The organism is Halomonas sp. KHS3, assembly GCF_000830495.1.
Classification (GTDB): Bacteria; Pseudomonadota; Gammaproteobacteria; order Pseudomonadales; family Halomonadaceae; genus Vreelandella; species Vreelandella titanicae.
The window spans coordinates 58,045-80,643 of record NZ_JWHY01000007.1; the positions used below are offsets into that span (position 1 = coordinate 58,045).

A 22,599-nucleotide genomic window follows, 5' to 3' on the forward strand; every position below is an offset into this window, starting at 1 on the left:
ACTTTTCGTACAAACCCTAAAACGTTCTTACGTGCTTCGGACGCTATAAAACGCACATGCTAAACTTAGCGGCCTATTGAAGTTGGCGACTCGGAGGAAAGCATGGGGCATGGCTTAACAAGCGTACTGTTAGTCGCACTAGGCGGCGCGCTGGGCGGGATGGGACGATTTGCGGTTTCAAATCTACTCGCCCGCTATCTCGGCAAGGCCTTCCCCTGGGGAACCCTGGCGGTTAACGCCAGCGGAGCCTTTCTAGCGGGCTGGCTGCTCGGCAGCCTAGGTATCGCTAGCGCCCCCTCTTCTGTATGGCTGTTCACCGTCGGAGGTGTGTTAGGTGGCTACACCACTGTCTCCTCTTTTAGCTTGCAGACCATTGAGCTATGGCAGGGCGGCCAGCAACTCCGCGCAGGCATTAATGTGGGCACCACGCTGCTGCTTGGTTTAGTCATGGTCACCCTGGGCTGGTTGTTATCAGGGGCTTCTCTGTCAGGAGCGACCTTATGAGCGCCTGGAAGGCTTACCTTGCGGTAGGTGTCGGTAGCGGCGTGGGCAGCGCGCTGCGCTACGGCGTTTCGCTATTATCCCAGGCAGCACTAGGGGGCTATTTCCCCTGGGGAACACTCATTGTTAACGTACTGGGTTCGTGCTTAATCGGTTGGTTGGCCGCCACCCTCTCGCGCTCCCCCCACAGCCAGCTAGCGCGTTTTCAGCCATTATTGGTGGCCGGTTTTTGCGGCGGTTTTACCACCTTTTCGCTATTTAGCTTAGAGACGCTACATCTGGTGCAGTTAGGCCGCCCGGGGATTGCGCTGGTTTACATTGTGGTTAGCCTTCCCCTTTGGCTGGGCGCTGCCGTGGTGGGTGAGCGCATGGCGCTTTTTCGTTAGCAAAACAGCCCCGATTGCAAAACCGTTAGCGACAGGATGTGCCAGCATGCGCGATCAGATGGAAAAGCATCAGTCTTGGCTCTACCTGATTTTCATTGGCTTAGGCCTAACGTTAGGCATCAGAGCACCGCAATTCGCTGAGCCGCTAGCGCATTTTTTATGGCCGCTGTTAGCGGTGCTGCTTTACGCCACCTTTACGCAAATTCCTTTGCTGCATATTGCCCGAAGCTTCGCTGACACACGCTTTATGGCCGCGTTGATGGTCGGTAACTTTATTGCCATTCCAGCCTTTTTAGCCCTTACCGTTATTTGGCTACCACTCTCCCCCGCCGTGCTGGCAGGCGTTTTACTGGTACTGCTGGTGCCCTGCACCGATTGGTTTATCACCTTCACGCATTTAGGCAAGGGCGATAGCGCTCGGGCCGTTGCCGCCGCCCCACTACTGCTGCTGGTGCAGTTAGTCGCGTTACCCGTTTATTTGTGGCTGTTCCTGGGCAGTGAGTGGTTTCAGCTAACGCTCTCTAAAGAACTATTGAGTGCTTTTGCAGGGCTTATTCTCACGCCTTTAGCACTCGCCTGGTTAACCGAGTACATAGCCCAGCGTCACAAGGCAGTTAAACGCACCGTGTATTACCTGGGAATACTGCCAGTGCCCTTACTGGCCTTAGTGGTGTTTATGATCGCCGCTTCCCAGGTCAACACTGTGTTCGGCCTTAGCCAAGTGTTGGTTCAGGTGGTGTTTATTTTTATTGGTTTTTTACTCTTTGCAGCTCTATTGGGTAAGGGGCTTGGCAAGTTGTTTAAGCTACCCACCGCCAGCGCTAGAACGCTAGCGTTTAGCTTTGGTACACGTAACTCTTTTATGATGTTGCCCATCGCCCTGACGCTACCCAGCGCTTGGCAGGCGGCGGTTGTGGTGGTGGTGTTTCAATCACTGGTAGAGCTATTTGGTATGGTGACACTCTTACGCTGGGTGCCCAATAAGCTACTGCCAGATCCCTAGCTTGTGTTAGATAGCGATTAGCTAACGCGGGAATAACCGCCCAGTACCCCCTGCTTACTCATCACCAGTTGCCAAAGATGAATTTCTCTGGCTCGGAAAGCACCGGCGCAACTCAGCAGGTAGTAGCGCCACATGCGATAGAAACGCTCGCCATACTGGCTTTCGAATGTGGGCCAGTGCCTCTCGAAATTATTGTGCCATGCCATCAGAGTACGGTCGTAATCAGCCCCAAAGTTATGCACATCCTCCACCACAAACAGTGCTTCGGCGGCATCAGCTATTTGCCCCAAGGTGGGCAGTTCGCCATTGGGGAAAATATATTTATCAATCCAGGGATCAGTCACCGTGTTGCTTAAGTTTTTGCCGATGGTATGTAGCAAAAACAGGCCGTCATCCTTTAAGCAGCGGTTAACCACGTTCATATACTCGCGATAATTTTTATGCCCCACATGCTCAAACATGCCGATGCTGACAATACGGTCAAACTGCTCGCTTTCATTGCGGTAATCCTGCAGTCGAAACTCTACCGGTAAGCCCTTTTTGATCAATCGTTGCCCAAACTCCGCTTGCTCTTTGGAGATAGTCAGGCCCACGCACTCAACACCATAGTGCTCAGCCGCGTAGGCCATGAAGCTTCCCCAGCCGCAGCCAATATCCAGCACGCGCATGCCTGGCTTTAATTGCAATTTACGGCAGACGAGATCGAGCTTGGCTTCCTGGGCCTCGTCCAGGGTTTTGGCATCTTTCCAGTAGCCGCAGGTGTAGGTCATGCGCTGATCGAGCATGGCCGCGTAGAAGTCATTACCCAGATCGTAATGCTTTTCGCCCACTTCCCAGGCACGCTTCACCGTTTGCCGATTCAGCAGGCGCGAACGCAGAGAGTGATAAATCAATTGAGTGGGCTTGATACGTTGCCCGAGCTGGGCACGCATTAAGCGGTAAAACAGCTCATCAAGCCGATCGGCGTTCCAGTCCCCCTTCATGTAGCTTTCGCCAAACCCAAGATTGCCTCGCGAAAGAGCGCTATCAATAACGCCGGGGGCATTCAATTGGATATCCCAGGGGCGGTGCCCGTCGAAATGAATATCGGCTTGGGCCAGTAGCTCAGCAACAAAACGGTGGGAAGTAGAGGCTTCGTCGAAGCCAACAGGCTTTTTTTCCAACATAGGCATGTTCACAGCAGGCTCCTTACGCTATTCCAGTGGGTGAATAGGTTACAACCTGACTACTAGCATAGAAGCGCATGGCAACATTAGCATCATTTGATGGAGATCATTTATGCACTGCAGAGACTAAAAAGCCGGCTCACTCAAGAAAGAGGGCCGGCTGCGAAGGTAATACGCAAAGCGAGCTAAACGGTTATGCGCTGCTGCTTTTTTTGAGTTTTAGCTTATTGAGCCCTAGCGCAAAATCAGCACCGGTATGCGGCTACCACGTAGCATAGCCGTTGTGGTGCTACCTACCAGCAAGTGGCGAATACGCGAGTGCCCATAAGCGCCCATCACCAGCAGGTCAATACCATGCTCTTTTTCGTAAGCTTGCAGGGCTTCATCTACCTCGCCTGCACGAATGGCGCCTTCGGCTTGGTGGCCCGCATCGCGCAATATGCCTAACGCCCACTCAAGCTCGGAACGGCGTTCAGCCGTTTCCGCACCCACGATCAGAACATGGCACTCAGTGCCAGCAAAAAGCGGCGAACGAGCCAGCATCTCGACGCCTTTACGGGCGGTTTTGCTGCCGTCAAAGGCCATCAATATCTTTTCAGGTCGCTTGAAGGTTTTCGGCACCATCAGGATCGGACGGTGCAATTCACGCGCCACCCGTTCAAGGTTAGAGCCAAGGTGGCCACTGGCCTGGTGGGCGGTTTCACCGCGCTTACCCACCACCAGCAAACGCACCTCGTTTTCAAGCTCTAACAGGCTCTCTACCAGGGTGCCATTGCGCTGGCGAGTAACGGGGTCAATGACCCCATCCTCAATTGCCCGCTCTTTAGCTGCTTCCAGCATCAGCTTGCCATGCTCGCGATTCACTTTAGCGCGCTGCTCATCAAGCTCGGAAAGCTCTTTCATCAGCCTTTCGCGGGCACCGAAACGCAGGTTGCCGGAAAGGTTCTGCTCTTCGGGTACTGCTGAGTGGTTGTCGACCACATGCACAAAGGTTAACGGTGCATCCATAGCCAAGCTTGCCCAGGCAGCATAATCGCAGACGCCTTCAGAAAACTGGGAGCCGTCAATAGCGGCTAATACTTGATCTGTCATGTCGCTCTCCTTGCGTTGGTTAGTGGCCGCCCATCAGCTTTTCAACCGCTTCGGGGTCGTTGTGTACCGCATAGCGATCCACGACCGTCGCACTGGCCTCGCTCAAGCCCACAAGCTCTACCTCGGTACCTTCACGGCGGAATTTAATCACCACGCGATCCAGCGCCTGCACGGCGGTAATATCCCAGAAATGCGCCCGGGAGAGGTTGATAGTGACTTTATCGATACTCTCTTTGAAATCGAACGCGCCGATAAAGCGTTCGGAGGAAGCAAAAAATACCTGACCGACGACTTCGTATTCACGCTCTTTCCCCGGCTCTATTTCTTTGGAGCCGATATACATGATGTTGCCGACTTTGTTGGCAAAGAACATCGCCGCCAACAGCACACCAACGAACACGCCAATCGCCAAGTTGTGAGTACCTACCGTAACGATAACGGTGGCCACCATGACGATATTGGTGCTCATGGGGTGCTTTTTCAGATCGCGAATCGATTCCCAACTAAAGGTACCGATAGAGACCATAATCATTACCGCCACCAGCGCGGCCATGGGGATCTGGGATACCCAATCCGCCAGGAAGACCACCATCAGCAGTAGTGCGATACCGGCAATTAACGTCGAGGTACGACGACGACCACCGGATTTAATGTTGATCACCGATTGGCCAATCATGGCGCAGCCCGCCATACCGCCAATCAAACCCGCGCCAATGTTGGCAATACCCTGGCCTTTACACTCGCGGTTTTTATCGCTCTTGGTATCAGTTAAGTCATCAATAATGGTCGCCGTCATCATCGATTCAAGCAGGCCCACCACGGTTAACATTAGCGAATAGGGCAGGATGATCATTAGGGTTTCAACGTTCAGCGGCACATCAGGCCACAAAAACATCGGCAGGCTATCGGGCAGCTCGCCCATATCGCCAACGCTGCGAATATCCATGCCAGTCAGCATGTACACAGCGGTGAGCACGACAATACATACCAGTGGCGAAGGAATGGCTTTACCAACTACCGGCACATAGGGGAAGCCGTAAATGATGGCTAAGCCCGCAACGGTCATGGCATAAACGTGCCAAGTGACGCCCGTCAGTTCAGGCAACTGGGCCATAAAGATCAGGATAGCGAGCGCGTTGACAAACCCAGTCACCACCGAGCGCGATACGAATCGCATCAACTCAGCAAGCTTTAGATATCCTGCCACAATCTGCAGCACACCGGTCAACAGCGTGGCGGCCAGCAGGTACTCTAAACCGTGCTCTTTCACCAGGGTAATCATGAGTAGCGCCATGGCGCCGGTTGCCGCTGAAATCATGCCGGAGCGGCCGCCAGTAAAGGCGATAATCACACAGATAGCGAAGGAGGCGTAAAGGCCGACTTTCGGGTCAACGCCAGCGATGATCGAGAACGCAATGGCCTCGGGGATTAGCGCAAGAGCCACGACAATCCCCGCAAGGGTGTCGCCCTTGAGGTTGGAGAGCCAGGATTGTTTAAACTTTTCGTACATGCAAGGGATCCATGGTTTTAGGTTAATAACAGGCCAAAAGCGGTCAAACAGCGCAGCCAACAAGAGGAAGCACCGCCAACACATTGGCACGCTGGGATAATCAGCTTTTTATTTTAAATAGTGGTGAGCTAGCGTTAGGTGCCGCTAAATTCAGGTACTGAAAACTTGAGTACTGAAAACATAAGCACTTTAAAAGAAGGCACTAGAAACAAGTACCAGAAAGCGATGACAGCACAATGAATGCACTATCAGCACCTTTAGAGGAAGCGAGGGGCTAGGGCGGAGTCATCAGCCCTGAAAAGCAATGTTTGAATACATTCATTGGCAGAGATTCTTTTACAGTTGCGAAAAGAAAGAGTCGTGCATAAAACGTGTCGCAAAAAGCATATTGTAGGCAAGCAAGGTGCGACAAAGTGCCGTATCCTACCAGGAATTCTGCTGCATTGCACCTCACGTCTAACACCGCTAGTCAGGTTCTACCACTACGTAATAGACCACTACGATAGGTAAAGTGACCTCTGCCCCCTTTCTGAAGTACCATTGCGCCGCTAACTAACAGGATATTAAATCCCAACTTTGCACGTTGAAGCGGCACGCTATTCTTTACTGAACACACCTGCCGATTTAAAGAGGAGCAGTCAATGAGCCAATCTATTGCAGTCATCAAGGGCGACGGTATCGGCCCCGAAATTATGGAGGCCACGCTGCGAGTACTCGACGCCTTGGATTGTGGCTTAACCTACCAGCACATCGATGCTGGCTTAGGTGCCCTTGAAAAGCATGGCACGCTGATTCCTCAAGAGTCGTTGGATGCCATCGAAAAATACGGCATCGCGCTGAAAGGCCCGCTAACCACGCCGATTGGCAAGGGCTTCTCCTCGATTAACGTACAGCTACGTCGTCACTTTGACCTTTATGCCAACGTGCGCCCGGCGATTAGCTTCCCCGGTACTCGTTCGCGCTACGACGATATTGATATGATCACCGTGCGCGAAAACACCGAAGGCGCGTATCTTTCCGACGGCCAGGAGATGATCGACGACGGCGATACTGGCATTTCGGTGATCAAAGTGACTCGCAAAGGCTCCGAGCGCATTGTGCGCTACGCCTTTGAGCTGGCCAAAAACAACGGTCGCAAAAAAGTCACCGCGGTACACAAAGCCAACATTATCAAAACCAGCTCGGGTTTATTTCTGGACGTAGCGCGGGAGATTGCCAAAGAGTACCCCGAGATCGAATTCCAAGAGATGATCGTCGATAACGCCTGCATGCAGCTGGTAATGAACCCACATCAGTTTGATGTAGTGGTCACTACCAACCTGTTTGGCGATATTCTCTCTGACCTTTGCGCTGGCTTAGTCGGCGGTTTGGGTTTGGCTCCAGGGGCGAACATCGGCGAAAAAGCAGCGATCTTTGAAGCTGTGCATGGCTCAGCGCCGGATATCGAAGGCAAAAACATCGCTAACCCCTGCGCCTTGCTGCTCGCCGCAGCACAAATGCTTGATCACCTGGGCATGACAGAGAAAGGCACCGCCATCCGCCAGGGTATCCGTACCGTGCTGGAAACCCGCCGCGATATGGTCACCCCCGATATGGGCGGCACTGGCTCTACCGACTCCTTCGCCCAGGCGTTGGTTGAGTACGTACAGAGCCACTAGTCGACTCTTTCTAGCTGATCGCTTTCTAGCCAATTTCATTAAAGCGGTAACGCAATAAGTACAATGCATTGAGGGTGACCAGCACGGTCGCCCCAGTGTCAGCCATTACCGCGACCCACATCCCTGTAATCCCCAGCACCGTAGAGACCAAAAACAGCGCCTTGAAGCCAAGCGCCAAGGCCACGTTGGTTTTTACATTGCGCATGGTCGCCCGGGAAAGTGCGATCATCTCGGCTATCCCACCTACGCGGTTTTTAAGCAGCGCGGCGTCGGCGGTTTCAAGCGCCACATCGGTACCGCTACCCATGGCAATACCCACTTCTGCCGCTGCGAGTGCCGGTGCATCGTTAATACCATCGCCCACTTTACCCACTGGCCCAAGCCCTTGCGCCTGCCACTCGCGCACGCGCTGGGCTTTATCTTCCGGCATCAGCTCGCCTTCTGCTTCAATGCCCAACTGTTCACCAATGGCCGCCACGGTGCGGGCATTATCACCGCTGAGCATCACGGCTTGCACACCTAGGCGCTCTAACGCTTGAAGACCTTCGCGAGCATCTTCACGGGGTTCATCACGCAGAGCGATTAGTCCTAATAGGCGCTCACTTTCTATCCCGTCCTCTCCTTCTATCCCTCTTTCTATCAGTACGGCCAGGCTTTTGCCCTGCGCTTCCAACGCCGCAATACGGGCTTTTATCTCACCGGTGTGCTGGGTGAAAGATTGTAAATAGCGCGGGCTCACCAGCATTAACTCACGTCCTTCGACGTGTCCGGCAACGCCCTGCCCTGCTAGCGCACGAGCACCTTGCACAGTAGGTACCGAAGCCCCCTCCTGCCGGTCATAATAGTCACTGATCGCCACAGCGAGGGGGTGACTCGAGCCCTGCTCCAGAGCGGCAGCAAGACGCACTATCTCAGCGCAACGGCTTTTATCAAGACGGCTACCAGCTTCAAGGCTCTCTACATCCGTCACGGTGGGTTTGCCCGCGGTTAGCGTGCCGGTTTTATCCAGCGCGACCCGCTTGAGTTTGCCTAACTGCTCTAATACCGCACCGCCTTTCATCAGCAGACCGTTGCGAGCGCCCACCGATAACCCGGCTGCAATGGCCGCGGGCGTCGAAATCACCAGCGCACAGGGGCAAGCAATAAGCAGTAGCGCTAGGGCGCGATAGATGGATTCCGACCACAGCATCGTCGATACCAGCGGCGGTACGATAGCGACCAGCAGCGCCACCCCGACGACCGCCGGCATATAGTAAAACGCAAAGCGGTCAATAAAACGCGCCACCGGTGCTTTGGCCGCTTGAGCCTCCTCCACGAGCTTAATCACTCGGGCGATGGTGTTGTTTTCAGCGCTGCGGGTTACCTCAACTTCAAGCACGCCATCCAGATTGACGGTGCCAGCAAATACTGACTCGCCTTCGCTACGCTCCCGTGGCACCGACTCACCATTCACAGGCGATTCATCAATCGAGGAGTGACCGGCAATAATTTGCCCGTCACAGGGCAGACGGTCGCCAGGGCGTACCTGCACTCGTTGCCCCGGCACCAGAGACGCGGCAGCAACTTCCCGAGCTTCGCCCTGCTCCATCAACCGCGCAGTAGAGGGAGTCAGCTTGGAAAGCGCCGAAATACTGCGGCGCGCCTGAGCGGCGGCAACGCCTTCCAGCATCTCCCCCACTGCAAATAGAAACACCACCACTGCCGCTTCAGCGGCGGCGTTTATCGCCAGTGCCCCTAGGGCTGCGATGCTCATCAGCATTTCAATGGTGAACGGGTTACCCATCTTAAGCGCCTGCCAAGCACGCTGAATAACCGGCACAAGACCAACGACCGTTGCGGCGATGAACGGCCAACTGCCCAGGGTGGGCCAGGCGAATTTAAGCCCCCAGGCAAGCGCCAGCAATACACCGCTGACAATCACCAAACGCCCTTTAGGCGACTGCCACCATGAGGACGACTTTTCCGATTCAGTTGTGTTCACCGACTCATCGATTACCTGGTAGCCCAGAGCCGTGATCGTTGACTCAATATCGGAATGTGGCAGGGTCTTACCGGGCGGTGCGGTTAATCGCACCGAGCCGGTGACAGAACTCGCGGAAACATGTTCAACATGGTTTAAACGATTTAGCGCCGCCTCAACTTTACGTTCGCAGCCACCGCAGTCCATACCTTGCACGCGCAGGGTGGTCGGCGACGGAGAAACTGCAGAGGTTTTAGCCGGTGTGGTCGTACTCATCGCTCTTTGCTCCAAGTTAGTCTATCTTAGGAGCAGCGTAATACCTGTAGTCACTAGAGGTTCAAGTAATGAAAGATCAAACCCCTGAGCCAACTGCCACTGAGCGTTATATCGGCATTGGTGAGCTGGCACGCGAGTCCGGCTGCAAGCCAGAAACGGTGCGCTACTACGAACAGATTGGGCTACTGCCTTCAGCACCGCGCAACGAAGGCAATCAGCGGCGCTACACTACTGCTGCTATCCGCCGTTTGACGTTTATTCGCCATGCGCGGGATTTTGGCTTTTCGGTGGAGGCAGTCCGGGAGCTGTTACAAATGGCGGATTACCCCACTATGCCCTGCGAAGAGGTAGACACGCTAGCGAAGCGTCACCTAGCCGAGGTCGAGGCACGACTTGCACGACTCACCTCGGTACGCGATGAGCTCAAACGCATGATCAATCAATGTGCGGGGGGCAATGTTGGCCAGTGCCATATTATTGACGTACTCAGCGACCACCGGTTGTGCCATCAAACGGGGCCTCACGGTGGCGCGGATGTCATAGGTTAACGCGCAATTAACCCAGCCACACATCCAAGAACAGCATAATCACCAGCCCCATCGCCAAGCCAAAGGTGGCTTTTTTCTGGTGCCCGCAGCGGTGGGTTTCGGGGATGATTTCGTGGCTGATCACGTACAGCATCGCGCCGGCGGCAAAGGCCAGGCCCCAGGGCAGCAGTATTTGGGAAACGCTGACAATACTGGCACCAAATAGCCCGCCAACGGGCTCGATTAGGCCGGTTAGCGCAGCAATCGACCAGGAGCGCCACTTTGAGTAGCCCTCGCCCATTAAGGCGACCGCAACGGCGAGTCCTTCTGGCATGTTCTGTAAGCCAATACCGATCGCCAGGGGCATACCGCCCTCTAACCCATTGGCCCCAAAGCCAACGCCCACTGCCATGCCTTCCGGCAGGTTGTGGATAGTAATCGCAAACACAAACAGCCACACCCGGCGAAGCGATGCAGCCTCCGGCCCTTCACGGCCCTGGGCAAAATGCTCATGGGGCAGATGCTCGTTAAGCAGCGCAATCGCGCCCATTCCTAACAAAATAGCCGCACAAACAATCGCGGCGGGCACGGGGCCACCGGGATAATAGATTTCCGCAGCGTCAAGCGCTGGAATAATCAGCGAAAAGAATGACGCTGCCAGCATTACCCCCGCCGCAAAACCTAACGCCAAATCACGAAAGCCACGGCTAGGCGTTTTACCTAGCAGCACCGGTAGCGCACCTACCGCCGTCAACAATCCAGCAATTAAGCTGCCCAAAAACCCTAATAACAACGTATTTTCCATGGACAGCATAAACTCGGTTGGCATTCAGAAAGGCATCAAAGAGAACGACACGTTGTTGTCTAACGTGGTATCAACACGTACTTTAACGCATTAATGCCTAATGAATAAATAACGATGGTTTTCATTAGCGCGATGTCAGTAGTGCGCCTTGGGAACATTAAAAGGGGATTCTCGTGCCTCATTCCGCTACGTTCGCCGCTGCCCACTTTACCCAGCTACGCCCCCGCTTAGTAGCCTTTGCGCGCCTGCAGTTACGCGACTCTACCGCCGCTGAAGATGCTGTACAGGAGACCCTGCTCACCGCCTTTGAGAAAAGCGCCACCTTTGAAGGGCGCTCCGAGTTCGAGACCTGGGTATTTGGCATATTAAAATACAAAATTCTGGATCAACTGCGTCAACAGCGCCGTCAAGGTACTTGGCAACCGTTAGGCCTGGACTTAGATGACGACACCTTTGACCGTCTATTTCAACAGGATGGTCACTGGCAGAGCGCTGCCCGCCCCAGCCACTGGGGAGAGCCTGAGCAGGTGTTAGAAAACCAGCGTTTTTGGCAAGTATTTGATGCCTGCTTGATAGCCTTACCGGAGAATATCGCACGCGTATTTACCTTGCGTGAACTCATGGGGCTCTCCACCACAGAGGTCTGTAAGGAAACCGGCATTACTGAAACCAACTGCTGGGTCATCTTACACCGTGCGCGTTTACGGCTAAGAGAGTGCTTGGATCATGGTTGGTTAAATTAGCTGAGGGGAACCTGATATGCTTATGTGCCGCGAAGCCACGAGGTTGATGTCTTTAAAACAGGACAAAATATTAACATTGCGTGAAAAGATGGCTCTTCGCCTTCACCTATCGATGTGCCGGGATTGCCGTCACTGCGCCCGCCAATTTGATCTGTTGCACAACATTAGCGACCACCACCCCGCCTCGCGAACCTCTTCCCGCAAAACGCTAGACGATTAGCTTTTTCGGCTAAGTGCTGCAAACCACTACTCTCTCCTGCTTCGCTTCTCCGTCAGCGAACTCCTACGTACGCCCGACAAAAACATTGTATAGAGTCCACTTGATGGCCCATGCAAAAGCCAGCGCATAGGCGCTGGCTTTTCGCTTTTTACACTATTCTACTAACGCAATTAACGCAGTGGCGTCTTACGCAGGTAAGGCAGAACCGTTTCATACTCGCCATACTTCTGCTTGGCATCGGCGTCAGAAACGCTAGGCGGAATAATCACGTCCTGACCTATCGTCCAATCGGCTGGGGTGGCAACGCCGTGTTTCGTCGTGGTTTGCAATGCATCCAGGGCGCGTAGGATTTCCGCAAAGTTACGCCCTACGGTCATTGGATAGGTCATGGAAAGCTTCAACTGCTTATCCGGCCCGATAATAAACACCGAGCGCACCGTTGCGCTGTCTGCTGGCGTGCGGCCATCGGGCAGGTAGGCATCTTCCGGCAGCATGTCATACAGCTTTGACACCGTAAGACCGTCGTCGGCGATGATCGGAAAATCGACTTCGCTGCCGCTGACGGTTTGGATGTCATTGCCCCAGCGTTTGTGGTCTTCAACACCATCCACGGAAACACCGATTACTTTGGTGCCACGTTTCTTCCACTCTGCGCTCAGCTGCGCGACGGCACCGAATTCTGTCGTGCAAACCGGGGTAAAGTCTTTAGGATGCGAAAACAGGATCGCCCAGCTGTCGCCAATCCAGTCATGAAAACGAATCGGCCCTTGGCTCGTCTCCGCTTCGAAATCGGGCACGACTGCATTAATACGTAATGACATGCTTTCCTCCTTAATGGGCGTTAGACGCCCTAATAGCTTATTTGACTTTCAACACCTTCACTATAGATCATTTAGCGCTAAGACAGCGAGTCGTAGTACAACGTTCACTCGCTCTGCCAAGCGTAGTCTAACGGCGTAAAAGCCTGAATATAAATGCCTGTAAAAGCAGAACGGCGCCCCAAGGCGCCGCTTTAAATCAACAACAGAGAGCACCTTCTTTGGGATTACTCGGCTGCTTTGGCAGCTTTATCTTCCCGTTTAACCCGCTTGATCCACTGCTGTTTAGCATAGTGGCGTAGATTGGCCACATTGTCGGTCTCATCAACAATATCTTGCCCCAGAATGGTTTCGATAATGTCTTCTAACGTGATTAAACCTACAAAAGTGCCATGCTCGTCGTAGACAACCCGCATGTGCAGGTGATCTTTTAGCATAGAGGTGAATACCTGCTCGATGTTATGTGAGACGTCCACGCTGCCAATCGGATGCATCAACTCGCGCATCGTTTTGGCATCGTCAGCGTGGTACATATCTGCTTTATGCACATAACCAAAGGCCTGCTCACCGTTGCCCATCACTGGGAAGCGCGTAAACGGTGCTTTGCCATACTGCTCATCGAACGTTTTCACGGTCATGTCAGGCAAAACGGTTTCACACACCGTGCGCGGCGTCATCGCTTTGCTGACGACGATATCGTGCAAGTTGAGCATATTGATAATGGTGCGCGACTCGTCCTCGTCCAGAACCTTCTCTTCCAGGCCGACGCGGGCAAGTACTTTAATTTCATCACGCAGATCGACATCATGCTCTGACTTACCTAGCCGGCGGGTGATCTGCTCCGACATCCAGATAAAAGGCAGCAAGCCAATGATCATCGGGTTTAACAGGCGTGGCAAATACGGTGACAAGCCGCGCCAGTACGTCGCGCCTATGGTTTTAGGAATAATTTCCGACAGTATTAAAATCGCCATTGTCATTACTGCCGAAACGATGGCAATAGAGGCTTCGCCAAACACGACCGCCGCTTGAGCCCCCACAGCAGTTGCACCCACAGTATGGGCAATCGTATTGAGCGTCAAAATAGCGGCTAGGGGCCGGTCGATATTAGCCTTCAGGCGCGTAAGCGAGGCGTGCAGCTTGGGGTTGTCTTCTTTCTGCTTAGCAATATAGCTGGGTGTAATTGAAAGAAGCGCCGCTTCAAGGATGGAACATAAAAACGAGAACGCGATTGAAAGGGTAGCAATCGTGATTAGGAGGAACATGAGGGCCTAGAGTGATGGGTTGTACCCAGTTTATAGGGGCATCATAAGCGGAAGTCAATGGTTCTCTATCGTGCGCTCGCCACCACGCAAAGCCGCATTCATGGGCGCAGCGGCAACGCAGTCCCGATGGCAACGAAGATGCCGCCGCAAGTGCGATTGAAGCCGCGGCCAACACGCTTCAGCCAGTGGCGAATGCGGTTAGCCATATTGGCGAGCAGGCCTTCAACCATACATTCAATAGCCACAAAGGTGCCTGCCAGCACGAAATATTGCAGCATCAAACTGCGCTGTGGGTCGATAAACTGAGGTAGAAAAGCGCTAAAAAATAACAGTACCTTGGGGTTGGTAACCGATGCCAGCACCCCCTGGCGGTACAGATGCCACCCTCTCGCTTGGCTTGCGCTCACATCCACCTCGCCCGTAATCGGCGGCGAGCGCCATACCTGGATACCCAGCCAAATAAGATACCCCCCACCGACCCATTTCAGCACTGTTAACCACACCACCGACGACTTAAGCAGCGCACCAATGCCAAACATGCACAGGGCAATAATCAGCATAAATCCTGTGGCGCCGCCTACGATGGTAAACAGGGTTCTACGGCTGCCATGTAGCGCGCCGTGGGTCAGCGCCAGCAGGCCGTTTGGCCCAGGCGAAAGCGAAAGGCCAAGGCAGGCGATTAGGTATAAAAGCCACGTGTCCAACAGCATAGTAACGCCTCCCCCATGAAAAAATGCTTTCAATGCGCCAGCATGTCACTGTTGGTCGGCGTTTTCCATTCGTTAAAGCACGCTCAATAAAAACGCCTCCCCTTTGCTATATGTAACAAGGGGGAGGCGCCGTCTAACGACCTTTTGCTGCCACATAGCGCTTAGGCGAACACTTCAGTCCACTCACTACGCTTGGCCAGTAGGCCTTTGGCCAATTCTTTAGCGCCTTCCAGGCTGTGGCTGGCGGCCCAGCCGCACTGCATCTCGTTGCAGGCAGGTACTTCGGTGGCTTCTAGCACATCGTTCAGGGTTTGTTCGATGATAGTGATCACACCGTCGTAGTCGTCGTGGTTAATCATTGCGATGTAGAAGCCGGTTTGGCAGCCCATGGGGCTGATATCGACCACTTTATCGGTGTGATTGCGCGACAGCTCAGCCATCAAGTGCTCAAGGGAGTGCAGCGCCGGCATCTCCATATGCTCTTTATTGGGCTGGCAGATACGCAGGTCATATTTATGAATACGGTCGCCGTTCTGGCCTTCTTTAATATCGGCTAACCGAACGTACGGGGCTTTTACCTTGGTGTGATCCAGGTTAAAGCTCTCGACGTTCATCTTTTTATCGGTCATGTTGGCTCCTTTTTCACTGAAACCTTGATTCGCTTAAACCTTGGGCGCGTCAAAATTCCATGGTTCGTCGGTATAAACACACACGTTGGCATCTTCGATATCGCCATCCGGCGCTTCAACGTGCTTGGCAAAGAAGTCTTGAATCTCTTTGCGCTGACAATGGGCTTCAAACTCTTCGCGACTGGCCCAGATTTCATGAAAAACAATCGGATAACTGGTGCCCTGGGCGAAGGGGTTATCAATCTGCCGGGTTACGGTGTAGTGAATGCACGCATCTTCCCGGTGGGTGTTCGGCTCTAACGACTGAAGCGCTTTGAATACCGCTTCTTCTTTGCCAGGTTTGGGCTTAAAACCGGCAACACAGTAAATTTTTTCTGACATGGTCATCTCCTAAGTCGTTAAGCGTACGTCATTATGCGGCTTGTCGACGTAGGTTAACAACCTAGCGGATTATGCGCTCGGCCAATGCTTCTAGATCGGTAACCGTCATATCCGGCTCGACACCCCAAGGGTCGAAAGGGGCGTCGGAACTGCGCCGTATCCAGGCACTGCGTAGGCCTGCATGGGTGGCGCCAATCACATCAAAAGGGTTACTGGAAACCAACCATGTGTGCTCGGGGCGTGTCTCTAAGCGGCTACGCAAATGCGCGTACACTGCTGGGTCTGGCTTAAAGCGTTTTACCTCATCGGCGCTGATTACATCGTCCATATGGCTCTCAACGCCTGCTCGAGTGAGTAACTTGGACACGGCATCTGCTGTGCCGTTCGAAAACGCCACGCAGCGTATGCCTGCTTCGCGAAGCTGATCGAGCGCAGGCACTACATCGTCAAACGCGGGCAGCTCAGCATACACCGCCATCAGATGATCTTGGTCATTATCCGAAAGCCCGGTTTGCAGTGCGCGGTCAATAAAAACCAGCGCTTCGCGGGTGCACTCCGAGAACGGCACGTAAGCCCCCATCAGGCCGTGGCGAAAGCTGTACTCAAGCTGCTTATCGCGCCAGCGGCGAGCAAATTCGCCAGCTTTGGAAGCATCCGTTAGGCGATGTTCGAGCTCAACGGTAACGCCTTGGGTATCGATCAGCGTACCGTATACATCGAAGGCTAAGACCGGTTGCATCGTTGGCTACTCCTTAACTTTCAATTGATTGTGACCTGAGTTCAGCTTATATCTTTAGCATAGACGACACCTTCAATAACAAAAGCGCCGCTGCACAGGCAGCGGCGCTCAGAAGACTACGACACTCGGTCAGACCGTAAACGCGGCCTCTTTTTCACCGCTTTTCAGGTCGCCAGAGCGCGTAAGCTCATCGGTAACCCGGTCAATGGCGCGCTTGGCGCGGCCAATCATCTCGTCCACTTCACCACGATTAATGGTCAGCGGCGGCGCAAAGCCGAGAATATCGCCTTGCGGCATGGCCCGGGCAATCAGGTTCTCTTCCATGGCGGCAGCCGCCACGCGAGGGCCGACTTTAAGCGCTGGGTCGAAGTGCAGGCGCTGCTTGGCATCCGGAGAGAACTCCAGTGCCGCCATCAGGCCTACACCACGAACGTCGCCCAGCAGCGGATGACCTTCGAAATTGGCTTTTAGCTGCTGCTGGAAGTAAGCACCGGTTTCCGACGCGTTACCCACCAGGTTTTCACGCTCGATGATATCCAGGTTGGCAAGCCCTGCCGCACAGCCCAGAGCGTGGCCAGAGTAGGTCCAGCCGTGGCCGATGGGGCCATACTCACCGGTGCCCTGCTCCAGCACCTGCCACACCTTCTCGCCAACAATCACGCCGGAGAGCGGCTGGTAGGCGCTAGTTAAGCCCTTGGCGATGGTGACCAGGTCAGGCTTCATATTGTAGTGGTGGCTACCGAAGTCAGAGCCGGTACGGCCAAAGCCACAGACCACTTCATCGGCAATCAGCAGCACGTCATACTTCGCCAGCACGCTTTGAATGGCATCCCAGTAGCCTTCCGGCGGCGGTACGATACCGCCAGTACCCAGTACCGGCTCACCGATAAAGGCGGCCACGGTATCCGGGCCTTCTTCCAGAATCATCGCTTCCAGTTTCTCAGCGCAATACGCAGAGAACTCCAGCTCGGTCATGCCGTGCTGTTCGGCGGCACGCAGGTAGTAATGCGGCGCTTCGGTATGGCGAATGGTATCGATGGGCAGATCGAAGTGGTCGTGGAATGCTTTCAGGCCGGTCAGCGAGCCCGAGGCAATGCCCGAACCATGGTAACCACGCATACGTGAGATAACCTTTTTCTTCTGCGGACGGCCCAGCACGTTGTTGTAGTAGCGTACGATCTTGAGCTGGGTTTCGTTGGCATCAGAACCCGACATGCCGTAGTAAACCTTGGACATATTCATCCCGGCGATTTTTAGAATACGCTCGGAAAGCTCGATCTGCGGCTCGTTGGAGTGACCTACGTAGGTATGGTAGTAAGAGAGTTCAAGTGCCTGCTTATAGATCGCCTCGGCGACTTCGGTGCGCCCGTAGCCGATGTTGACGCAGTAAAGCCCGGCAAAGCCGTCGATAAATTCGCGGCCGTCCTTATCCACGATATTGATGCCTTTGCCGCCGGTAATCACGCGGCCCGGCGCATCGCCATGGGCGAAATCGCGCAAGTGGGTAGAGGCGTGGAAAGTGACTTTACGGTCGCGTTCGATCAAATCCTGATGCAAGCTCATAGTGTTCTCTCTGTACGGTAAACCTCCCCAGTCAGCGGGGAGGTGCTTTATTCATTAATGATGAACTTATTTTTAGGCACCTAACGGTGCCTTCGCCCGGCCGAGCCGGCCTCCCACAAGGCCAACTCAAGTTCCCGGACTTAACTACCCGATACTGAGCCCAGCGCGCCCAGGCAGTAATACTTCGTTTCCAGGTATTCATCGATACCCGTGGCACCGCCTTCACGGCCAAGGCCAGACTGCTTCACGCCACCAAAGGGAACCGGCGGGCCGGTCATCTTAACCGAGTTAACGCTGACCATGCCGTACTCCAGGGCGCGCATCAGCTTCCAGATGCGGCGAATATCGTGGGTGTAGATATACGCCGCCAGGCCGTACTCAGTGTCGTTGGCCATTTCAATCACTTCGTCGTCGGTGCTATAGGCGGTGATCCCGGCCACAGGCGCGAAGTTCTCTTCCCGCCACACTTTCATCTGCGCCGTCACGCCGGTCAGCATCACCGGCATAAAGAAATTTTCCCCCGGTGCCTGGCTTTGATCACCACCCACCATCTTGGCGCCTTTGGAAATGGCGTCATCGACAATCGCGGCCGCCTTTTCTACCGCCTGACGGTGAATCAACGGGCCAAGATCTATCTCACTGTGGAGGCCATTGCCCACGGTAAGCGCCGCCATACGCTCGCTGAAATGCTCTACGAATTCATCGTGGATAGATTCATGCACCAGAATGCGATTGGCAGCCAGACAGTCCTGCCCAGCGGTTTGGAACTTGGCGTCAATGGCCGCAAAGGCCGCCTCTTTGGGATCCATATCGGGCCCAACAATAAACGGCGCATTGCCCCCCAACTCCAGGGAGAGCCGCTTGACGGTATTAGCGCTCTGCTCAATCAGCAGACGGCCCACGCGGGTGGAACCGGTGAACGACAACGCCCGAATACGCGATTCGGCGCAGAGAATCTTTGAGACTTCCGCAGGATCGCCCAGCACCACATTGAAAATCCCCGCGGGAATCCCAGCACGCTCGGCCAGCTCCGCCAGCGCCAACGCCGAGAAGGGCGTTTCATTGGCGGGTTTGACGATCACCGGGCAGCCCGCTGCCAGCGCCGCCGCAGCTTTGCGGGTAATCATCGCCAACGGAAAGTTCCATGGCGTAATCATCGCCGCGATTCCCACCGGCTCTTTAATGGTACCAAGTGATGCGTTGGGAATATGGCTGGGGATGGTTTCGCCATAGGTACGCTTACCCTCTTCGGCGAACCAGCGCACGAAACTGGCACCGTACTGCACCTCCCCACGGGCATCGGGCAGCGGCTTACCCTGCTCCAGCGTCATGATGGTCGCAAGGTCTTCACGGTTGGCTTGAATCAGGTCATACCAGGCCAGCAGGCGCTCGCAGCGCTCATCGGCGCGTAGCGCCCGCCACTGTACAAAAGCGGCTTCAGCGGCATCTACAGCGGCGGTTATCTGCTCGGCTTCCAGCAACGGGATATGACCAATGGCTTCATTGGTAGCGGGGTCATAGACAGCCTCTTCGCGACCGCCTTCCCCGTGAGTCCACTTACCGTTCACGTAGGCGTACTGCCGGAACAGACGCGGATCTTCCAGGCGCTTGGCGAGCGTGGTCGATAGTGTGGTCATGGGAACCTCCCCCTCAAATGCAGTCTGGCTAACCGAGCGCTGCAGTCACTGTGTGGCATTGTCAGCAAGCGCTGATTAGCCTTGCCGTCGAATGCCCACAGGTTAACGGAGAGGAGCCACGAAGTGTTTTTGAAAACCGAGACTTATCACGCGACTTTTTTTGTCAGAGAGCGTTTGGCAGTGCTTTTTTTTGGTGGGCTTACGATAGGGGGCCAAAACTACATTAAAGAATGTCGTCGGTATCAATGCCTATAGGAACGCGCTTGACGGTTTTGGTCACGATATAGGTGAAGTAGCGCTCGATACCGGCTTCAGAGACCAGCCACTTATCCATCAAACGCTGGTAGCTATCGATGGTGCGCGCTTCAAACTTCACTAAGTAATCCACCCCACCGCCCACCGCCACGCACTCGGTAACTTCCGGGGTTTGCATCACTAGCGTTTCAAAACGAGTGAAGCTTTCAGCGTTGTGTTGCTTGAGCTCAATCTGCACCCAGACAGGATTGCGCGGCACCAACACGTCCGCATTGATGCGCGCGGTATACCCTTCAATGATGCCAGCCTTTTCCAGGCGCTTTACCCGCTCCCAGCAGGGGCTGACCGAGAGGTTGATCGCCTCGGCCAGCTTCGACTTGGTGATTCGCCCATCGCGGGAGAGGATATCGAGAATTTTCAGATCGTAACGGTCAAGTTTCATCATGCCGAGGATTACGCCTCCAGGCGTTCAACAACATCGGCAATCACCGCCAGGGTATCCCCCATATTGATCAGTGAGGGGGCACGGCGAGCCATTAGAATGCCGTCGCGCTCTGCTTTGTAAGCAACCGGGTCGGTGCCACTGCGGGTCATGTCGTACACGTAGGCGATGGTTTGGCCTTTTTTCACTTCGTCGCCTAGCGCTACCAACAGCTCTAACACGCCCGAGTGCTGGCTCTGCACGTAGCAACTGGCGTCGGGCATATCGAGATACAGCTGCCCACCTGTGGGCATTTCCACTTCGCCTTCTACAAGGCCGTAGTGAATCAGGAAATTGCGCACGCCGCGCTCGGCAATGGCAATGCTTTGTGGGGTGGAAGTACCGCCGCCGCCAAGCTCGGTGGCCACAAAGACTTTGCCCTGGCGCTCGCAGGCAGTGTCGAAGAGTTTTTCCGCATCCAGCTCAAACATCACCATGGCATAGGGGGCGCCGAACGCTTTGGCACCTTCCAGAGCGGCCTGCTGCTGCTCTTTATTATCCAGCACGTGAGACGCGCCGAAGGGCAGAATATCCAGCGTGCGGCCGCCCGAGTGAAGGTCGAGCACCACGTCCGCCATGGGTACCAACACACGGGTGAAGTAGTCGGCAATTTGCGGTGTGACGCTGCCATTGGGGTCGCCGGGAAAGCTGCGGTTGAGGTTGCCCTTGTCCATCGGAGAGGTACGCTTGCCTGCCATAACCGCTGGAGTATTCATGCACGGCACGATAATCACCCGCCCTGTCACGTCCTCTGCCTTCAGCGTTGAAGAGAGTTTCAGTAGCGAGGTGATGCCCTCATATTCATCGCCGTGGTTGCCGCCGGTCAGCAGTGCCGTGGGGCCTTCGCCGTTTTTTACCACGGTCACAGGAATCATCACCGCGCCCCAGGCAGACTCATCGGTAGAGATCGGTAGCTTTAAAAAGCCGTGCTGCACGCCATCGGCATCAAAATCAACGGTGGCGGAAATGGGACTTGGTCGCATCGTCGTCATGAAAAAATTCCTTTATGTTACGGGCAGCTATATCAGCACTACTTCACAAACAGCTGGCGCGGGAAATTGGCCAGCGTCTCACAGCCATCGTCGGTAATCAGAATGCTTTCGGTAATTTCCAGACCCCAGTCATCGACCCATAGCCCAGGCATGAAGTGGAACGTCATGCCTGGCTGGAGAATGGTTTCATCCGAGGGGCGCAGACTCATGGTGCGCTCGCCCCAGTCGGGCGGATAGGAGATACCGATAGGGTAACCACAGCGGGCGCCGCCACGGTCAAAACCGTATTTATCCATCGCCGCACCCAGTGCCATGGCGATATCCGCCGTACGGTTACCAGGTTTGGCCACTGCCAAACCATTTTCGATGCCTTCTAGCAGAGCTGATTCCGCGCGAATAAAATCCGTCGGCGGTGTGCCCAGAAATACGGTGCGCGACATCGGCGCATGATAGCGTTTAAACACCCCGGCAATCTCAAAGAAAGTACCTTCACCTTTGCGGAACGGCGTGTCGTCCCAGGTTAGGTGTGGCGCGGCGGCGTCTTTACCAGTAGGCAGCATGGGCACTATGGCGGGATAGTCGCCGCCAAATACTTTGCCGTTCTCATCCACAAAACCTTCGATGCCAACGCGGTAAATCTCTGACACCAGCTTGCTCTTGGGCAAGCCAGGCTCAATCACTTCAAGAATACGCGTATGCATGCCTTCCACAATCTTGGCGGCAATGCGCATATAGGCCACTTCTTGCGGCGATTTGATCGCCCGGCACCAGTTAACCAGCGCATTGGCATCCATAAAACGCGCATGGGGGAGTTCGCGCAGTAGGCTTAGATAGGCCTTGGCGGAGAAGTAGTAGTTATCCATCTCCATACCCACCACCCCCAGATGCCAGCCGCGATCCGGCATGATCGACTGAGCCAGATACTCCATCGGGTGCATGTCCGGATTCTGTACGTAGTAATCTGGATAGTAGGTAATGTTTTCGGGATCGATCCAACAGGTGAGCAGAGCACCGTTGGCATCCATGCGCCGCCCGAACCATACCGGCTCGCCTTCAAGGCCCACCAGCACACACTGATGCACATAAAACGACCAACCGTCGTAGCCGGTCAGCCAAGCCATATTGGAAGGGTCACTGACGATCAGTACGTCAATACCACGACTGGCCATTTCAGCACGCACTTTCCACAGGCGGTTAGCGTACTCTTCGCGCGTGAAAGGCAGGGAAACCTGAGTCATCGGGCAACTCGCCATTAAAGATCACCAAGAACCAGCGCACTGCC

At 54.6% G+C, this 22,599-nt stretch carries 23 protein-coding genes; 7 read left to right on the forward strand and 16 right to left on the reverse strand.

The window, feature by feature from the left end:
- The first annotated feature begins 102 nt into the window (after positions 1 to 102).
- The 3 genes from RO22_RS16220 to RO22_RS16230 are packed head-to-tail and all read left to right on the forward strand — an operon-like array spanning position 103 to position 1,890.
- Positions 103 to 504 carry a fluoride efflux transporter FluC gene (locus RO22_RS16220; RefSeq protein WP_027958039.1) on the forward strand — a complete coding sequence of 134 codons (402 nt, stop codon included), beginning with the start codon at positions 103 to 105 and terminating at the stop codon, positions 502 to 504.
- Positions 501 to 887 carry a fluoride efflux transporter CrcB gene (crcB, locus tag RO22_RS16225; protein ID WP_027958040.1) on the forward strand — a complete coding sequence of 129 codons (387 nt, stop codon included), beginning with the start codon at positions 501 to 503 and terminating at the stop codon, positions 885 to 887. The genes RO22_RS16220 and crcB overlap by 4 nt, the downstream gene beginning before the upstream one ends.
- Before the next feature lie 46 nt (positions 888 to 933).
- The gene (locus tag RO22_RS16230) at positions 934 to 1,890 is read left to right on the forward strand and encodes an arsenic resistance protein (protein WP_009287340.1); all 957 of its coding nucleotides are present in this window, start codon (positions 934 to 936) and stop codon (positions 1,888 to 1,890) included.
- A gap of 17 nt (positions 1,891 to 1,907) precedes the next feature.
- Here RO22_RS16230 and cfa read toward each other — a convergent pair whose 3' ends face one another.
- From cfa to RO22_RS16245, 3 genes are all read right to left on the reverse strand, one after another.
- Positions 1,908 to 3,062 carry a cyclopropane fatty acyl phospholipid synthase gene (cfa, locus tag RO22_RS16235; RefSeq protein ID WP_170834162.1) on the reverse strand — a complete coding sequence of 385 codons (1,155 nt, stop codon included), beginning with the start codon at positions 3,060 to 3,062 and terminating at the stop codon, positions 1,908 to 1,910.
- Positions 3,063 to 3,290: 228 nt separating this feature from the next.
- Positions 3,291 to 4,148, reverse strand: coding sequence for a universal stress protein (locus tag RO22_RS16240; protein WP_041158837.1), 858 nt, complete (start codon positions 4,146 to 4,148; stop codon positions 3,291 to 3,293).
- Between the two features lie 19 nt (positions 4,149 to 4,167).
- On the reverse strand, positions 4,168 to 5,658 hold the full coding sequence (locus tag RO22_RS16245) for a SulP family inorganic anion transporter (protein WP_039859372.1): 1,491 nt from the start codon (positions 5,656 to 5,658) through the stop codon (positions 4,168 to 4,170).
- A 641-nt stretch (positions 5,659 to 6,299) separates the two neighbouring features.
- Here RO22_RS16245 and RO22_RS16250 point away from each other — a divergent pair.
- On the forward strand, positions 6,300 to 7,316 hold the full coding sequence (locus RO22_RS16250) for an isocitrate dehydrogenase (RefSeq protein WP_009287343.1): 1,017 nt from the start codon (positions 6,300 to 6,302) through the stop codon (positions 7,314 to 7,316).
- 25 nt (positions 7,317 to 7,341) lie between these two features.
- Here the strand turns inward: RO22_RS16250 and RO22_RS16255 are convergent, their stop codons facing one another.
- Entirely contained in the window at positions 7,342 to 9,552 is a 2,211-nt protein-coding gene (locus tag RO22_RS16255; RefSeq protein ID WP_035537837.1) for a heavy metal translocating P-type ATPase, read from the reverse strand.
- Positions 9,553 to 9,620: 68 nt separating this feature from the next.
- On the opposite strand from RO22_RS16255, the gene RO22_RS16260 reads away from it, so the two are divergent.
- Positions 9,621 to 10,100, forward strand: coding sequence for a MerR family transcriptional regulator (locus RO22_RS16260; protein WP_022522335.1), 480 nt, complete (start codon positions 9,621 to 9,623; stop codon positions 10,098 to 10,100).
- A 7-nt stretch (positions 10,101 to 10,107) separates the two neighbouring features.
- Here RO22_RS16260 and RO22_RS16265 read toward each other — a convergent pair whose 3' ends face one another.
- Complete coding sequence (locus tag RO22_RS16265; protein ID WP_039859457.1) at positions 10,108 to 10,884, reverse strand: ZIP family metal transporter; 777 nt, start codon at positions 10,882 to 10,884, stop codon at positions 10,108 to 10,110.
- Between the two features lie 173 nt (positions 10,885 to 11,057).
- On the opposite strand from RO22_RS16265, the gene RO22_RS16270 reads away from it, so the two are divergent.
- Positions 11,058 to 11,627, forward strand: coding sequence for a sigma-70 family RNA polymerase sigma factor (locus tag RO22_RS16270; protein ID WP_041158838.1), 570 nt, complete (start codon positions 11,058 to 11,060; stop codon positions 11,625 to 11,627).
- A 22-nt stretch (positions 11,628 to 11,649) separates the two neighbouring features.
- Positions 11,650 to 11,847: a zf-HC2 domain-containing protein gene (locus RO22_RS24225; RefSeq protein ID WP_268747814.1), complete on the forward strand. Its 198-nt coding sequence runs from the start codon at positions 11,650 to 11,652 to the stop codon at positions 11,845 to 11,847.
- Between the two features lie 170 nt (positions 11,848 to 12,017).
- Here the strand turns inward: RO22_RS24225 and RO22_RS16275 are convergent, their stop codons facing one another.
- The 11 genes from RO22_RS16275 to doeA all read right to left on the reverse strand — a co-directional run bounded on the left by RO22_RS16275 (position 12,018) and on the right by doeA (position 22,555).
- Complete coding sequence (locus tag RO22_RS16275; RefSeq protein ID WP_022522333.1) at positions 12,018 to 12,668, reverse strand: peroxiredoxin; 651 nt, start codon at positions 12,666 to 12,668, stop codon at positions 12,018 to 12,020.
- A 224-nt stretch (positions 12,669 to 12,892) separates the two neighbouring features.
- Positions 12,893 to 13,930, reverse strand: a complete 1,038-nt coding sequence (locus RO22_RS16280; protein WP_041158839.1) for a CNNM domain-containing protein — start codon at positions 13,928 to 13,930, stop codon at positions 12,893 to 12,895.
- A gap of 98 nt (positions 13,931 to 14,028) precedes the next feature.
- The gene (locus RO22_RS16285; RefSeq protein ID WP_039859375.1) at positions 14,029 to 14,640 is read right to left on the reverse strand and encodes a LysE family translocator; all 612 of its coding nucleotides are present in this window, start codon (positions 14,638 to 14,640) and stop codon (positions 14,029 to 14,031) included.
- 161 nt (positions 14,641 to 14,801) lie between these two features.
- Complete coding sequence (locus tag RO22_RS16290; RefSeq protein ID WP_022522331.1) at positions 14,802 to 15,269, reverse strand: S-ribosylhomocysteine lyase; 468 nt, start codon at positions 15,267 to 15,269, stop codon at positions 14,802 to 14,804.
- Positions 15,270 to 15,302: 33 nt separating this feature from the next.
- Complete coding sequence (locus RO22_RS16295; RefSeq protein WP_022522330.1) at positions 15,303 to 15,650, reverse strand: putative quinol monooxygenase; 348 nt, start codon at positions 15,648 to 15,650, stop codon at positions 15,303 to 15,305.
- 61 nt (positions 15,651 to 15,711) lie between these two features.
- Positions 15,712 to 16,389 (reverse strand): haloacid dehalogenase type II, encoded by a 678-nt coding sequence (locus tag RO22_RS16300; protein WP_009287348.1) that lies wholly within the window; start codon positions 16,387 to 16,389, stop codon positions 15,712 to 15,714.
- Positions 16,390 to 16,518: 129 nt separating this feature from the next.
- Positions 16,519 to 17,952 (reverse strand): aspartate aminotransferase family protein, encoded by a 1,434-nt coding sequence (locus RO22_RS16305; protein WP_009287349.1) that lies wholly within the window; start codon positions 17,950 to 17,952, stop codon positions 16,519 to 16,521.
- Between the two features lie 140 nt (positions 17,953 to 18,092).
- Positions 18,093 to 19,589, reverse strand: a complete 1,497-nt coding sequence (locus tag RO22_RS16310) for an NAD-dependent succinate-semialdehyde dehydrogenase (protein ID WP_027958051.1) — start codon at positions 19,587 to 19,589, stop codon at positions 18,093 to 18,095.
- A gap of 223 nt (positions 19,590 to 19,812) precedes the next feature.
- Complete coding sequence (locus RO22_RS16315) at positions 19,813 to 20,289, reverse strand: Lrp/AsnC family transcriptional regulator (RefSeq protein ID WP_041158840.1); 477 nt, start codon at positions 20,287 to 20,289, stop codon at positions 19,813 to 19,815.
- 8 nt (positions 20,290 to 20,297) lie between these two features.
- Complete coding sequence (gene doeB, locus RO22_RS16320; RefSeq protein WP_022522327.1) at positions 20,298 to 21,317, reverse strand: N(2)-acetyl-L-2,4-diaminobutanoate deacetylase DoeB; 1,020 nt, start codon at positions 21,315 to 21,317, stop codon at positions 20,298 to 20,300.
- Positions 21,318 to 21,355: 38 nt separating this feature from the next.
- Complete coding sequence (doeA, locus tag RO22_RS16325; protein ID WP_027958052.1) at positions 21,356 to 22,555, reverse strand: ectoine hydrolase DoeA; 1,200 nt, start codon at positions 22,553 to 22,555, stop codon at positions 21,356 to 21,358.
- Between the last annotated feature and the right edge of the window lie 44 nt (positions 22,556 to 22,599).

Coding starts and splice junctions, on each gene's coding strand:
- RO22_RS16300 (WP_009287348.1), bottom strand. CDS start 16,389: ATGCAACCGGTCTTAGCCTTCGATGTATACGGTACGCTGATCGATACC.
- RO22_RS24225 (WP_268747814.1), top strand. CDS start 11,650: ATGTGCCGCGAAGCCACGAGGTTGATGTCTTTAAAACAGGACAAAATA.
- RO22_RS16230 (WP_009287340.1), top strand. CDS start 934: ATGCGCGATCAGATGGAAAAGCATCAGTCTTGGCTCTACCTGATTTTC.
- cfa (WP_170834162.1), bottom strand. CDS start 3,062: ATGCCTATGTTGGAAAAAAAGCCTGTTGGCTTCGACGAAGCCTCTACT.
- doeB (WP_022522327.1), bottom strand. CDS start 21,317: ATGACGACGATGCGACCAAGTCCCATTTCCGCCACCGTTGATTTTGAT.
- doeA (WP_027958052.1), bottom strand. CDS start 22,555: ATGACTCAGGTTTCCCTGCCTTTCACGCGCGAAGAGTACGCTAACCGC.
- RO22_RS16240 (WP_041158837.1), bottom strand. CDS start 4,148: ATGACAGATCAAGTATTAGCCGCTATTGACGGCTCCCAGTTTTCTGAA.
- RO22_RS16220 (WP_027958039.1), top strand. CDS start 103: ATGGGGCATGGCTTAACAAGCGTACTGTTAGTCGCACTAGGCGGCGCG.
- RO22_RS16260 (WP_022522335.1), top strand. CDS start 9,621: ATGAAAGATCAAACCCCTGAGCCAACTGCCACTGAGCGTTATATCGGC.
- crcB (WP_027958040.1), top strand. CDS start 501: ATGAGCGCCTGGAAGGCTTACCTTGCGGTAGGTGTCGGTAGCGGCGTG.
- RO22_RS16315 (WP_041158840.1), bottom strand. CDS start 20,289: ATGATGAAACTTGACCGTTACGATCTGAAAATTCTCGATATCCTCTCC.
- RO22_RS16275 (WP_022522333.1), bottom strand. CDS start 12,668: ATGTCATTACGTATTAATGCAGTCGTGCCCGATTTCGAAGCGGAGACG.
- RO22_RS16295 (WP_022522330.1), bottom strand. CDS start 15,650: ATGTCAGAAAAAATTTACTGTGTTGCCGGTTTTAAGCCCAAACCTGGC.
- RO22_RS16285 (WP_039859375.1), bottom strand. CDS start 14,640: ATGCTGTTGGACACGTGGCTTTTATACCTAATCGCCTGCCTTGGCCTT.
- RO22_RS16305 (WP_009287349.1), bottom strand. CDS start 17,952: ATGAGCTTGCATCAGGATTTGATCGAACGCGACCGTAAAGTCACTTTC.
- RO22_RS16290 (WP_022522331.1), bottom strand. CDS start 15,269: ATGACCGATAAAAAGATGAACGTCGAGAGCTTTAACCTGGATCACACC.
- RO22_RS16250 (WP_009287343.1), top strand. CDS start 6,300: ATGAGCCAATCTATTGCAGTCATCAAGGGCGACGGTATCGGCCCCGAA.
- RO22_RS16245 (WP_039859372.1), bottom strand. CDS start 5,658: ATGTACGAAAAGTTTAAACAATCCTGGCTCTCCAACCTCAAGGGCGAC.
- RO22_RS16265 (WP_039859457.1), bottom strand. CDS start 10,884: ATGGAAAATACGTTGTTATTAGGGTTTTTGGGCAGCTTAATTGCTGGA.
- RO22_RS16280 (WP_041158839.1), bottom strand. CDS start 13,930: ATGTTCCTCCTAATCACGATTGCTACCCTTTCAATCGCGTTCTCGTTT.
- RO22_RS16310 (WP_027958051.1), bottom strand. CDS start 19,589: ATGACCACACTATCGACCACGCTCGCCAAGCGCCTGGAAGATCCGCGT.
- RO22_RS16255 (WP_035537837.1), bottom strand. CDS start 9,552: ATGAGTACGACCACACCGGCTAAAACCTCTGCAGTTTCTCCGTCGCCG.